Annotated in this window: 11 protein-coding genes and 2 pseudogenes; 5 read left to right on the top strand and 8 right to left on the bottom strand. The window is 67.7% G+C overall.

The features are described 5' to 3' along the window. Window positions 1–14: 14 nt before the first annotated feature. The 4 genes from yjiA to PSm6_RS15240 form a co-directional block, all read right to left on the bottom strand. A complete protein-coding gene (gene yjiA / locus PSm6_RS15255; RefSeq protein WP_021218786.1) occupies window positions 15–986 on the bottom strand; it encodes a GTPase in 972 nt (323 codons plus the stop codon). Window positions 987–1,088: 102 nt separating this feature from the next. Beyond that, window positions 1,089–1,292 (bottom strand): YbdD/YjiX family protein, encoded by a 204-nt coding sequence (locus PSm6_RS15250; RefSeq protein ID WP_021218787.1) that lies wholly within the window; start codon window positions 1,290–1,292, stop codon window positions 1,089–1,091. Window positions 1,293–1,305: 13 nt separating this feature from the next. Then, on the bottom strand, window positions 1,306–3,372 hold the full coding sequence (locus PSm6_RS15245; RefSeq protein WP_043244483.1) for a carbon starvation CstA family protein: 2,067 nt from the start codon (window positions 3,370–3,372) through the stop codon (window positions 1,306–1,308). Between the two features lie 425 nt (window positions 3,373–3,797). Beyond that, complete coding sequence (locus PSm6_RS15240; protein WP_021218789.1) at window positions 3,798–4,304, bottom strand: DUF3015 domain-containing protein; 507 nt, start codon at window positions 4,302–4,304, stop codon at window positions 3,798–3,800. A gap of 219 nt (window positions 4,305–4,523) precedes the next feature. Here PSm6_RS15240 and PSm6_RS15235 point away from each other — a divergent pair, with 219 nt between their 5' ends. The 3 genes from PSm6_RS15235 to PSm6_RS15225 are packed head-to-tail and all read left to right on the top strand — an operon-like array spanning window position 4,524 to window position 8,309. Beyond that, window positions 4,524–5,729 (top strand): DUF3142 domain-containing protein, encoded by a 1,206-nt coding sequence (locus PSm6_RS15235; RefSeq protein ID WP_052351365.1) that lies wholly within the window; start codon window positions 4,524–4,526, stop codon window positions 5,727–5,729. Then, entirely contained in the window at window positions 5,716–7,887 is a 2,172-nt protein-coding gene (locus PSm6_RS15230) for a hypothetical protein (RefSeq protein WP_043244486.1), read from the top strand. The genes PSm6_RS15235 and PSm6_RS15230 overlap by 14 nt, the downstream gene beginning before the upstream one ends. Before the next feature lie 53 nt (window positions 7,888–7,940). Beyond that, window positions 7,941–8,309: a PilZ domain-containing protein gene (locus PSm6_RS15225; protein ID WP_021218792.1), complete on the top strand. Its 369-nt coding sequence runs from the start codon at window positions 7,941–7,943 to the stop codon at window positions 8,307–8,309. 3 nt (window positions 8,310–8,312) lie between these two features. Here the strand turns inward: PSm6_RS15225 and radA are convergent. From radA to PSm6_RS15210, 3 genes and pseudogenes are all read right to left on the bottom strand, one after another. After that, window positions 8,313–9,673, bottom strand: a pseudogene (radA, locus tag PSm6_RS15220) (DNA repair protein RadA). A 39-nt stretch (window positions 9,674–9,712) separates the two neighbouring features. Next, a complete protein-coding gene (locus PSm6_RS15215) occupies window positions 9,713–9,994 on the bottom strand; it encodes an HP1242/YdcH family protein (protein ID WP_021218794.1) in 282 nt (93 codons plus the stop codon). A 76-nt stretch (window positions 9,995–10,070) separates the two neighbouring features. After that, entirely contained in the window at window positions 10,071–10,310 is a 240-nt protein-coding gene (locus tag PSm6_RS15210; RefSeq protein WP_043244487.1) for an HP1242/YdcH family protein, read from the bottom strand. 159 nt (window positions 10,311–10,469) lie between these two features. Here PSm6_RS15210 and PSm6_RS15205 point away from each other — a divergent pair, with 159 nt between their 5' ends. Next, complete coding sequence (locus PSm6_RS15205) at window positions 10,470–10,757, top strand: DUF1272 domain-containing protein (protein ID WP_043244489.1); 288 nt, start codon at window positions 10,470–10,472, stop codon at window positions 10,755–10,757. A gap of 63 nt (window positions 10,758–10,820) precedes the next feature. Continuing rightward, window positions 10,821–11,243: a large-conductance mechanosensitive channel protein MscL gene (gene mscL, locus PSm6_RS15200; protein WP_031287489.1), complete on the top strand. Its 423-nt coding sequence runs from the start codon at window positions 10,821–10,823 to the stop codon at window positions 11,241–11,243. Window positions 11,244–11,449: 206 nt separating this feature from the next. Here the strand turns inward: mscL and PSm6_RS15195 are convergent. Continuing rightward, a pseudogene (locus PSm6_RS15195) lies at window positions 11,450–13,011 on the bottom strand (TerC family protein). Between the last annotated feature and the right edge of the window lie 28 nt (window positions 13,012–13,039).

The raw sequence follows: 13,039 nt of genomic DNA, 5'->3' as shown, positions 1-13,039 counted from the left end.
TGCGAGTCACCCTTTCAGGCCTGCACCTCGGCGAAACCGGCGCGGATGCGCTCCTCCGGCAAGCCATCGCCAATGAACACGATCACGCTCTCGCGCGACTCGCCCTCCGCCCACTCGCTGTCCCAGTCGAAGCCGTAGAGGCGCAGCACCCCCTGGAACACCATGCGCCGGTCCTCGCCGGCGATATCCAGCACGCCCTTGTAGCGCAGCAGTGCATTGCCGTGCTCTTCCAGCAGGCCTTCCATGAAGGTGCTGAGCTTGTCGAGGTCCAGCGCCTTGTCGCTCTTCAGCACCAGGGTGGAAATTCGGTCGGTGGAGCCGGCCGGGGTCAGCGGGCGCAGGCTCAGGCCGGAGCCGATGTCGGCGTTGAGGTTGAAGCCGCGCACGTCGAGCAGCTCGGCCAAGTCGATGCGGCCGTGGTCGACCACACGGATCGGCGCACGGCGGTTGATCCGCGACAGCCGCTGGCTGAGGGCCTCGAAGTGAGCGTCGTCCACCAGGTCGCGCTTGCTCACCAGGATGCGATCGGCGAAACCGACCTGGGCCTGGGCGATGGTCTCGGCCAGGTGGCGCTCGGCGTTGGCGGCGTCCACCAGGGTGATGATGCCGTCCAGCACGTAGCGCTCGCAGAGCTCCTCGTCGGCGAAGAAGGTCTGCGCCACGGGTGCCGGGTCGGCCAGGCCGGTGCACTCGATCACCAGCCGGTCGAAGGCCAGCTCGCCGGCGTCCAGGCGCTCCAGCAACAGGTACAGGGCCTTCTCCAGCTCGACGTGGATGGAGCAGCAGACGCAGCCGTTGGCCAGGGTCATCACCTGCACCGGCTCGCTGCCGAGCAGTTGGCCGTCGATGGGCGTCTCGCTGAATTCGTTTTCGATCACCGCGATCTTCAGGCCGTGCTCGGCCTTGAGGATGTGCTTGAGCAGCGTGGTCTTGCCGGCGCCGAGAAAGCCGCTGAGCACGGTGACGGGGATGGGTGTCGGGTACATCGTGGTCTCCAAAAGACACGCGCCACGACGAGTCGTGGCGCGTGGGTAACTGTCAACCTGTCTCGCCAGGCGTCGCGAGCGCAGCAGCCTGGCGAAGCACGTTTAACAGCAGCGGATGGGTCGTCCTTTGCCGCCTCCGTAACGCGCTTCCTGGCGCTCGCGGAAGAACTCCTCGTAGCTCATCACCGGCTTGTCCGGGTGCTTGCCCCGCATGTGCTCGACGTAGTTGTCGTAGTCGGGCATGCCGACCAGCATGCGCGCGGCCTGCCCCAGGTACTTACCCATGCGGCTCAGGTCATTGAACATGCGCGTTCACTCCTCAGGCATCCGGGATCGGCTGGAAGGGCGATTCCTTGTCGGTGCGCTCCGGCTTGGCCCAGGCACTGCGTCCCACCTTGATGGCATAGAACAGGATGCTGAGGACCACGAAGAGGAAGAGCACGGTCAGGGTCGAGTTGGTGTAGGCGTTGAAGATCACGTGCTGCATCTGCGCCATGTCCTTGGCCGGGGCCAGGATCTGGCCGGCGTCGGCGGCGTCGCTGTACTTCTTGGCCAGGGCCAGGAAGCCCACCGCCGGGTTCGGGTCGAGCAGCTTGATCAGGCCCGCGGTGGTGGTGCAGATCAGCAGCCAGGTGGCCGGCACCAGAGTGACCCAGACGTAGCGCTGGCGCTTCATCTTGATCAGCACCACGCAGCCGAGCATCAGGGCGATACCGGCGAGCATCTGGTTGGAGATGCCGAACAGCGGCCACAGGGTGTTGATGCCGCCCAATGGGTCGATCACGCCCTGGTACAGCAGCCAGCCCCACATGGCCACGCAGCCGGCGGTGGCGATGACGTTGGCGGTCCAGGACTCGGTGCGCTTCAGCGCCGGCACGAAGTTGCCCAGCAGGTCCTGCAGCATGAAGCGCCCGGCACGGGTACCGGCGTCCACCGCGGTGAGGATGAACAGCGCCTCGAAGAGGATCGCGAAGTGGTACCAGAACGCCATGGTGTTCTCGCCCGGCAACACCTGGTGGAGGATCTGCGCGATGCCCACGGCCAGGGTCGGCGCACCACCGGCACGGGCCAGGATGGTGTGCTCGCCGATGTCACGGGCGGTGGCCTCCAGCACTTCCGGGGTGATGGTGAAGCCCCAGTTGCTGACGGTGGCCGCCACGCTGGCGACGTCGGTGCCGACTACGGCCGGCGGGCTGTTCATGGCGAAGTACACGCCCGGCTCGATCACCGAGGCGGCGACCATGGCCATGATGGCGACGAAGGATTCCATCAGCATGCCGCCGTAGCCGATATAACGGGCATGGGATTCGTTGGCCAGCAGCTTGGGCGTAGTGCCGGAGCTGATCAGCGCATGGAAGCCGGAAACCGCGCCACAGGCGATGGTGATGAACAGGAAGGGGAACAGGCCGCCCTTCCACACCGGGCCGGTGCCGTCGACGAACTGGGTCAGCGCCGGCATTTTCAGCTCGGGCATGGTCACCAGGATGCCGATGGCCAGGGCGATGATGGTGCCGATCTTGAGGAAGGTCGACAGGTAGTCACGGGGCGCCAGCACCAGCCACACGGGCAGCACGGCGGCGACGAAACCGTAGCCGATCAGCATCCAGGTGATCTGCACGCCGGTGAAGGTGAAGGCCGGGCCCCAGACCGGGTCGGCGGCCACCTGGCCACCGAGCCAGATCGACAGCAGCAACAGCACCACGCCCACCAGCGAAATCTCGCCGATACGGCCCGGGCGGATGTAGCGCATGTAGATGCCCATGAACATCGCGATGGGGATGGTCGCCATCACCGTGAACATGCCCCAGGGGCTCTCGGCCAGGGCCTTGACCACGATCAGCGAGAGCACCGCGAGGATGATGATCATGATCAGGAAGGCGCCGAACAGCGCGATGGTGCCGGGTATCTGGCCCATCTCCTCACGCACCAGCTCGCCCAGGGAGCGGCCGTTGCGACGGGTGGAGATGAACAGGACCATGAAGTCCTGCACCGCACCGGCGAGCACCACGCCGGCAATCAGCCAGAGCGTGCCGGGCAGGTAGCCCATCTGCGCCGCAAGTACCGGGCCCACCAGCGGGCCGGCGCCGGCGATGGCGGCGAAGTGGTGACCGAAGAGGATGTGCTTGTTGGTCGGGACGTAGTCCAGGCCGTCGTTGTTGAGCAGCGCGGGGGTCGCGCGGGTCGGGTCCAGCTGCATCACCTTGGTGGCGATGAACAGGCTGTAGTAGCGGTAAGCGACAAGGTAAAGGGCAACGGCTGCGACCACGATCCACAAGGCGTTGATCGCCTCGCCGCGGCGTAGTGCGACCACACCCAAGGCACATGCGCCGACCACCGCCAGCACTGCCCAGGGCAGGTGGCGCGTGACGCTATTGTTATTGTTCATAGGGAACTCCGAATGGATAGACAGACAAGCTGCCGCACAAGCTTAGCCGCTCCCCGGCGAAACTGAAGTCAGACCTTGGTCTAGAGCCTTCGGCCACTGTCGCCGGGGTGGTCGGACGGGGTCTATCCGGGGCATGGAGTGTGCCCTGCCAGCCCCCGTGCATGGGCATGACCGCTGAGTGGGATGCAGGTCGCTTTTTACCTCCACCAGGCGGAGTGGAGGACAGGGAAAGCGGTGGGCTGAAGCGGAGCGCCGCCCGGCCCACCCTACGCCCACCTGCGCCCACCTGCGCCCGCACAGGTCCACCTGCGCCCTGGGTCCAATATATGGGTAGGTCGGGTGCAACCCGACATTTCGGCCAAGCCGCCTGATCACCGGGCATGAAAAAGCCGGGCATCGCCCGGCTTCTTCTTTACTGCGGCCGATCAGGCCGGCTGTTTGGCGTAGCGCGCCAGTTGCTGGTCGCGGCTCATCACTTCCAGGGTGTTGGCCAGCACCTGCTCGCCGGTTACGTCCGGGGCGGAGAAGATGGTGGAGAAGTTCTCCTGGGCGATCTTGGCGAAGTGGGCGCGGTCGCCCTGCTCCACACCCAGCAGGGTGGCGTAGGCGTCCAGCGCTTCGCCCTGGCCCTGGGCCATGTCTTCGGCAATGTTGTCGAGCATGCCGTTCATGGCCAGCATCGAGCGGCCGCCGTAGCCGATCTTGGCGCCGACATCGCAGCCGTTGGTACCGGAGGTCATGCCGAAGGTGGCGTTACCCGAGGTGCCGTTGGTGGTAGTGGCCAGGAAGTGCGGTGCGAAGCCGCGCTGACCTTCGAACAGCATGTTGCCCCAGCCGCAGCCGTTACCACCGGCAGCGTCGGCATGTGCCGCCACGCTACCCACGCTCAGAAGTCCCACAATCACGCCTTTGACCAGCAGTCGGTTGTCCATTAGCTGCACTCCACAATCATCAATAGGGGTAAATCCGCCTAAGCAGCTTTGGCGACACTTGGCGAACTGTCAAACCAGGCGGCCCTGCCGTGCGCCCAATGACCATGCCGCTTGCGGGGATGTGACGAAGTTGGCGGGCAGCCCTTGCCGGCCTTGCGGATTGGGCGTCTAATCCGCCGCGAACGGGCCTCGCGCCCGGGCCACGTCACGATGAAGACCATGTACGGCCTCCCCCGCCGCTGGATCGCGGCCCTCTTCTTTCTACTCGCATTGACCGGCGGCTGCCGCGAAGAGGCGTCCCTGCCCTTCGACCAGCAACTCTACGTCTGGCAGCGCCAATGGCTGCCCGCCCACGCCGAAGCGCTCGCCGCCAGCCACGCCGACTTCTCCACCCTGCGCGTGCTCGCCCTGCAGGCCCACCCCGGTGCCGGCTGGTCGCGCATCCGCGTCGACGCCCCGCTGCTGCGCGCCGATGGTCGGCCACTGGTAGCGGTGGTACGCCTCGACGGCCAGCTGCCGCAACTGGACGCGCAACGGGCACGGGAAGAAATCACCGCGCTGCTGGCCGACTGGCAGGCCGCCGGCCTCACCCCCCAGGCGCTGGAGATCGACCACGACTGCGCCAGCGCGCGCCTGCCCGGCTACACCCGCTTCCTCGCCGAGCTGCGCCAGGCCCTGCCACCGGGCCTGCGCCTGGGCATCACCGCCCTGCCCGCCTGGCTGTCCAGCCCGGAGCTTGACGCACTGCTGGCCCAGGTGGACGGCAGCGTGCTGCAGGTCCACGGCGTCAGCGCTCCGGAGCAGGGGCTGTTCGATGCCGACAAGGCGTTCGCCTGGGCACAGCGCTGGGCCGAACGCAGCGAGCGCCCCTTCCTGCTCGCCTTGCCCGCCTACGGTGCCGGCCTCATCAGCAGTGCCAGCGGCGCCCAGGTGGAAAGCGAAGCGCCGCTGAACCTGGCCGGCGAGCGCCGCGAACTCAGCGCCGACCCGCAGCAGGTCGCCGCCGTGGTACAACGCCTGCGGGATGAACGCCCCGCCCACCTCGCCGGGCTCATCTGGTTCCGCCTGCCCCTGCCGGGCGACCGCCGCGCCTGGCCCCTGGCGACCTTGCGCGCCGTGGCCCGGGGCGAGCCCCTGGCGGCGGCACTGGCCGTCCAGGTGGAACGCCCACGGGACGATGACCTGCGCGAACTCAGCCTCACCAATACCGGCAATGCCCCCGGCCCGCTGCCGCAGCGGCTGGACATCGCCGCCCGGGACTGCCAGGCCTTCGACGCCCTGCCCGGCTACCGCATGCAACGCAGCGACACGGGCCTGGTGCTGGAGCGCCAGGCCGCCGCCGACCTCGCCGCCGGCCAGCGCCGTGCGCTGGGCTGGGCCCGCTGCTCCGAACTCGATCAAGGAGGAATCCATGTACGCCCCTGAGCGTCGCCCTGCCCGTCTCGCCCTGGCCATCGCCCTCGCCCTGCCGCTCGGCAGCGCCCTGGCCTGCGGCCCGGACTTCTCCATGCGCCTGCTGGACGACCGCGCCAACAGCCTGGCCGAACTGCCCGAAGGCAACTTCGCCTTCGAGATCAGCCGCCTGGCACCGCCCATCCCCGGGCTCAAGCAGGTCACCGAGGCCAGCCTGGTACCGCGCTGGGAGGAGGACAACGGCGCCTACCTGCAGCAGCGTGACGAGCGTGAGAAAAGCGAGCTGGGCGAAGCGATGTGGCAGCGCGTGCAGGCCCTGCGCGGCCTCGATGACGCCCAGCGGGCCGAAGCGGAAGGCCAGGACCTGCCCGCCGAAATCCGCCTCTACACCGCCGGCGCCGTAGCCTTCCAGGGCGACCCGGCGCTGGCCGTCGACTACTTCCGCCGCGTCCTCGCGCTGCCGGACGCCGAGCGTCGCACCCGCAGCACCTGGGCCGCCTACTCCATGGGCCGCACCCTGGCCGCCAGCAGCCGCTTCCTGCCTGCCAGCAACGAAGTGCTCAGCGACGAGGGAATCACCCAGCGCCTGCACGCCAATGCCGAAGCCGCCAGGGAGGCCTTCCGCCTCACCCGCACACTGGCCATCGAGGGCTTCGACGACCCGCTGGAGCTGGCCGCCGCCAGCCTGGGCGAGGAAGCCCTGCTGGCCAAGGAGGCCGGCGACTGGGGCGAGGCCATCCGCCTCTACGCCAACCAGGCGACGCTGCACTCCAACACCGGCTACAGCTCCCTGCGCCAGCTGAGCGGGGAGCTGGCGCGCATGCCCGACGAGCAACTGGTGCCGCTGCTGGCGGTGCCCGAGGTGCAACAACTGCTGACGGTGCGCCTGCTCACCCGGATCGGCTGGTTCTACGACGAACAGCCCAACGGCGAGCAGCACCTGGCCGAACTGCTGATGGCCCTCGACGCCGCCGAACTGCCCAACGCCGACCGCCTCGCCGCGCTCGCCTACCGTGTCGGTCGCTACGACGATGCCGAGCGTTTCCTGGCCAAGGCCGGGGACAGCGGCCTCGCCTGGTGGTTGCGGGCCAAGCTGGCCCTGCGTGCCGGCGACACCCCGCGCGCCGCCGAAGCCTACGCCCGGGCCGCCAAGGCCTTCCCCGAAGACGAGAAATGGGGCGCCCGGCGCACCGCCGGCTGGGAGTGGGAAACCATCACGCCGCGTTGCCGGGTGGAAGGCGAAAGCGCCATCCTCGCGCTGCAGCGCGGCGACTACCTGGAGGCTTTCGACAACCTCTACCGCAGCGGCGAGATCTACTGGATGGATGCCGCCGCCGTGGCCGAGCGGGTGCTCACCCTCGACGAGCTGAAGGGCTACGTGGACGCCAAGGTCGTCGCGCCGCCCCCTCAAACCCAGGAAGACCGCGACGCCTATCGCCCGCAACCGGTGGCCGCCTCCCTGCGCGAGCTGCTGGGCCGCCGCCTGCTGCGCGAAGGCCGCTACGACGAAGCCCCGGCCTATTTCGAGAGCGACGAGCTGCGCGCCGCCGCCCTTGAATACGGCCAGGCCCGCGAACAGGCGCAAAGCCGCTGGACCGGCATCGGTCGCGCCGAGGCCTACTACACCGCCGCCCGCCTGGCCCGCCGGCAGGGCATGGAGCTGCTGGGCTACGAGATGTCCCCGGACTTCCACGTTCTGGGCGGCAACTTCGCCTTCACCCAGGTGAACCCGCTGCAGGCCGGCGGGCTGCTTTCCGCGGACGAAGTGCAGCGGCAGAACGCCAACCTGGCCCAGCCCAATCTGCGCTACCACTACCGCTGGATCGCCGCCGACCTCACCGAGCGCGCCGCCGACGACCTGCCCCATACCAGCCAGGCCTTCGCCGCCGTGCTGTGCAAGGGCAGCGGCTGGGTGCAGTACAGCGACCTCCCCCGCGCCCAGGCCATCTACCGGCGGTACGTCGAGCACGGCCCTTTCGTGGAATGGGCCGGCAATTTCGGCATGAACTGCGAGGAGCCGGACTTCGAAAGCGCCCACGGCCGCCTGTGGGAAGAACGTGAACAGGCCATGCGCGATGGGTTCTACTCCATCAGATACGGCCTCGCTGCCGGCGCCGCGCTGTTGCTGGGTGCCGCCGGCGCCTGGCTGTGGCGACGTCGCTCCCGATGAGCGGCAGCCCCGAGCCTTGTCTATAGTTGTGTGAATTGAGCAGGAGCCATGCCATGAGTGACACAGACAACGAGCGCCGACGCTTTCACCGCATCGCGTTCGATGCCGCCACCGAGATCGCCCAGGACGAGCGTCGCTGGAACGTCGAGCTGCAGGACATCTCCCTGAAGGGCCTGCTGGTGGAGCGCCCGAGCAACTGGAACGGCGACCCCGACCAGCCGTTCCTGGCCACCGTCCGCCTCAGCGGCGACACCCAGGTGCGCATGGAGGTGGTGCTGACCCGCGTGCAGAAAGACCAGCTGGGCTTCGTCTGCCAGCACATCGACCTGGATTCCATCGCCCACCTGCGCCGCCTGGTGGAACTCAACCTCGGCGACGAGGACCTGCTGGAACGTGACCTCGCCGCCCTGGTAGAGAAGTAGGGGTCACTCGAACAGGGCATCCAGCGCCTGTTCCAGGCGCGTCACCGCAATCACCCGCAGCCCCGGGGGCGCCTCCTTCGGGGCGTTGCCCTTGGGCACGATGGCGCGCTTGAAGCCGTGCTTGCCCGCCTCCTTCAGGCGCTCCTGGCCGCTCGGTACCGGGCGCACCTCGCCCGACAGGCCCACCTCGCCGAACACCAACAGGTCATGCTCCAGCGGGCGGTTGCGCAGGCTCGACATGATCGCCGCGATCAGCGCCAGGTCGGACGCCGTCTCCAGCACCTTGACCCCGCCCACCACGTTGAGGAACACATCCTGGTCGTGAGTGGGAATGCCGCCGTGGCGGTGCAATACCGCCAGCAGCATGGCCAGGCGGTTCTGGTCCAGGCCCAGGGTGACCCGGCGCGGGTTGGCCAGGTGGCTGGTGTCCACCAGGGCCTGCACCTCCACCAGCATCGGCCGCGAACCTTCCCAGGTGGCCATGACCACGCTGCCGGGCACCGCTTCCTGGGCACGGGTGAGGAAGATCGCCGACGGGTTGGAAACCTCCTTCAGGCCCTTGTCGGTCATGCCGAACACGCCCAGCTCGTTGACCGCACCGAAACGGTTCTTCACCGCCCGCAGCAGGCGCAGGCGGCCATCGGACTCGCCCTCGAAATACAGCACGGTGTCGACCATGTGCTCCAGCACGCGCGGGCCCGCCAGGGCGCCTTCCTTGGTCACGTGGCCGACGAGGAAGATCGCCGTGCCGCTCTGCTTGGCATAGCGCACCAGCAGCGCCGCGCTCTCGCGCACCTGGGCCACGCCGCCAGGGGCGGACTGCAATTGCTCGGTGAAGATGGTCTGGATGGAGTCGATCACCATCACCTTGGGCTTCTCCACCCGGGCGGTGGCGATGATGCTTTCGATGCAGGTCTCGGTCATCACCTTGAGCTTGTCTTCCGGCAGCCCGAGGCGGCGAGCGCGCATGGCGACCTGCTGCTGGGATTCCTCACCGGTGACATAGAGCGCGGGGAAGCGCGAGGCGATGTTGCACAGGGTCTGCAACAGGATGGTGGACTTGCCGATGCCGGGGTCGCCGCCGATCAGCACCACCGAGCCGTCCACCAGGCCACCACCGAGCACGCGGTCGAGCTCGGCGGAGGCGGTGGAAAAGCGCGGCATTTCCTCGACGCTGACTTCGGCCAGGGTCTTGATCTGCGCCTGGCCACCGGCCCAGCCGGCGCGCCCGCTGGGGGCGCAGCGCCGTCGATGACGGTTTCAACCAGGGTGTTCCAGGCCCCGCAATCGCCGCACTGGCCGGCCCATTTGGGGAAGGTCGAGCCGCACTCGGTGCAGCCGTACATGCGCTTGGCCTTGGCCATCAGCGGACTCCGTCAGACGAAAGCCCGCATGATAGCGGATCAACCCTTGCAGGCGCGCCCGCAGCCGCAGCAGCCTTCCTTGCGCTCCGGTGCCTTGAGCGCCTGCAGGTTCTGTAGCAGGCCATCGCGGCGCATGCGCAGGGCCTGGAGGCTGGAACCGTCCAGCGGCTCGCTGCCCTGCTCGATGCGGCCGATGCGCTTTTCCAGCAGCTCGTACTGTTCACGCAGACGCGCCGTGCGCTCTTCGGCGCGGCGCGCCTCGTACAGGGCCTTGCGGTCACGCTCGGGGGCGGCATTGGGAAGGGTGTCGTAGACGGTCATGGCGACGGCTCCGGAAGGGGAAATGGGCGCCAGACTACCCAGCGCGCCCCCCGCCGTTTTGACGCCGATCAACGCCTCAATGGCTCTTCAGCAGCTGGGCGATCTCGTCCTTCAGGGCCACCCGCTGCATTTTCAGGCTGTGCAGGGCGAGGTCATCGAGGGCGTGCTTGCCGTCCTCCACTTCATAGATGCGGGCGTCGAGGCGCTGGTACTCCTGCGCCAGACGGGAAAAATGCACGTTGTGCTGGAGCATTTCGCGCATCGTGTCGCGATGTTCGGGGAACTCGCGGTCCAGGGGGTGATGTTCGAGCGGCATGGTCGGGCTCCTCACTGGCGAAAACTCCCTTGAGGCTAGACCAAGCAGCCGCGATGTCGCCGGCCGATGCACCACCGGGAGGTTTTCAGTGAACAGTCGTGGCTGTGCGCCGGCCCCTGGAAGCACTAGGATGGTCCGCCTGACCGAGGAGAACCCCCGATGCTGGAGCTGCGCCCTAGCTGTGAAGCCTGTTCCCGCCCCCTGCCGCCATCGAGCACCGATGCACGCATCTGCTCCTTCGAGTGCACCTTCTGCGCCGCCTGTGCCGAGCGCCTGGAGAACGTCTGCCCCAACTGCGGCGGCGGTTTCTACCCGCGCCCGGTGCGGCCGAAGGTATTGCTGAACCGCTACCCCGCCACCGGCGTGAGGGTGGAAAAACCGGTGGACAGCCGCGTCCACGCCGATTTCTGCAGCCTGTACCGGCACATGGAACCGCAACATCGCTGAGATGGCAGGGTCAGAACACTCGGTTACACTTTCAGCCCATAACCAGACCCAGGGGAGCGGTACATGAGCCTATTGAACGAATTCAAAGCCTTCGCGGTGAAAGGCAACGTGGTCGACATGGCGGTGGGCATCATCGTCGGTGCGGCCTTCGGCAAGATCGTCTCGTCCTTCGTCGGCGACGTGGTCATGCCCCCCATCGGCCTGCTGATCGGCGGCGTCGACTTCACTGACCTGGCCATCACCCTCAAGGCCGCCCAGGGCGATATCCCGGCGGTGGTGCTGAGCTACGGCAAGTTCATCCAGACCGTGCTCGACTTCGTCATCGTCGCCTTCGCCATCTTCATGGGCGTGAAGGCCATCAACAAACTCAAGCGCGAAGAAGCCGTAGCCCCCTCCGCCCCGCCGGTCCCCACCCCGGAGGAAGTGCTGCTGACCGAAATCCGCGACCTGCTCAAATCGCAGCAGCAGGACAAGCAGCAACCCTGAGCGGATTGCAGCGATGAAGAACGGCGCCCACGGGCGCCGTTCTTGTTTCATGCCCCCGTAGCCCGGGCTTCAGCCCGGGACCTCCGGCCACTCCGCTCCCCGCGCTGAAGCACGGGCTACCAACGGGGAACGCCCTTCGTAGGGCGGGTGAAACCCGCGAAGCTCATATGAAAACGGCGCCTCGCGGCGCCGTTTTCGTTTCAGGCTCAGCCCGTCTCGTCGACCGGCCTCAGCAGCAGGCGGTTGACCCGGCGCTCGCGCACCTCGGTCACCTGCAGTTCCCAGCCTTCCACCTCGAGGCGGTCGCCCACCATGGGCAGGCGGTCCAGCAGGCTCATGGCCAGGCCCGCCAGGGTCTGGTAGTCGTCCGTGGGACGGGCGCGGAAGCCCAGGCGCTCACGCAACACAGCGAGGTTCACCGCACCGCTGACCTTGTAGCCCCCCGCGCTCGGCTCGATGTCCGGGCCTTCGCTCTCACTGGCGTCGGGCAACTGGCCGGCGATGGACTCGAGGATGTCGGTCATGGTCACCAGGCCCTCGAAGCCGCCGAACTCGTTGACCACGAAGGCGATGTGGGTGGAGGCCTCGCGCATCTGCTCCAGGGCCCCCAGCACCGACACGCTCTCGGGCAGGTTGACCGGCGCGCGCAGCAGGGATTCCAGGTCCGGCTCCTCGCCACGCAGCAGCTCCTTGAACAGCTCCTTCTTGTGCAGGTAGCCCAGGGGCTCGTCCACCGCGCCATCGCGGATCACCACCAGGCGCGAGTGGGGCGCCTGCAGCAGGGCCTGGTGGATCTGCTCGCGGGTCTCGCCCAGGTCGATGCGGTTGACCCGTGCGCGGTCGGTCATCACGGTGCGGATCGAACGCTCGGCCAGGTGCAGCACGCCGCTGATCATCACCCGCTCGCGGCGGTCGAACACCGCGGTGTCGCCCTCGCCGTCCTTGAGCATGTCGGCGATGTCGTCGCCCACCTCGCCAGCGTCCACGCCACGGCCGCCGAGCAGGCGCAGCACCGCGTGGGCGGTGCGCTCACGCAGGCCACGGCTGCCCTGCAGCTTGCGCTTGCGTCGCCAGCGCACCGTCTGGTTGGCCATCTCGATGAGGATCGAAAAACCGATGGCCGCATACAGGTAGCCCTTGGGAATATGGAAACCCAGGCCTTCGGCGGTGAGGCTGAAGCCGATCATCATCAGGAAGCCCAGGCACAGCATGATCACCGTGGGGTGGGCGTTGACGAAGGCGGTCAGCGGCTTGCTGGCGACGATCATCAGGCCGATGGAGATGATCACGGCGATCATCATCACTTCCAGGTGCTCGACCATGCCGACGGCGGTGATAACCGCGTCCAGGGAGAACACCGCGTCGAGCACGACGATCTGCGCCACCACCGGCCAGAACATGGCGTAGGTGCGGCTGCCGCCCTGGTGGTGGGTATGGCCCTCGATGCGCTCGTGCAACTCCATGGTGGCCTTGAACAACAGGAACACACCGCCGAACAGCATGATCAGGTCACGGCCGGAGAAGGCCTGGCCGAACACCTCGAACAGCGGTTCGGTCAGGGTCACCAGCCAGGAGATACTGGCCAGCAGGCCCAGGCGCATGATCAACGCCAGCGACAGGCCGATCAGGCGTGCGCGGTCACGCTGCTCGGGGGCAGCTTGTCAGCGAGGATGGCGATGAACACCAGGTTGTCGATGCCGAGGACGATCTCCAGCACGATCAGCGTCAGCAGGCCCAGCCAGGCGGTGGGGTCGGCTATCCATTCCATGCTCAGGCACTCCCGGGCGAAAGACGGG

This window comes from Pseudomonas solani (assembly GCF_026072635.1).
GTDB classification, from domain to species: domain Bacteria; phylum Pseudomonadota; class Gammaproteobacteria; order Pseudomonadales; family Pseudomonadaceae; genus Metapseudomonas; species Metapseudomonas solani.
This window is presented reverse-complemented; position numbering and strand designations above follow the sequence as displayed.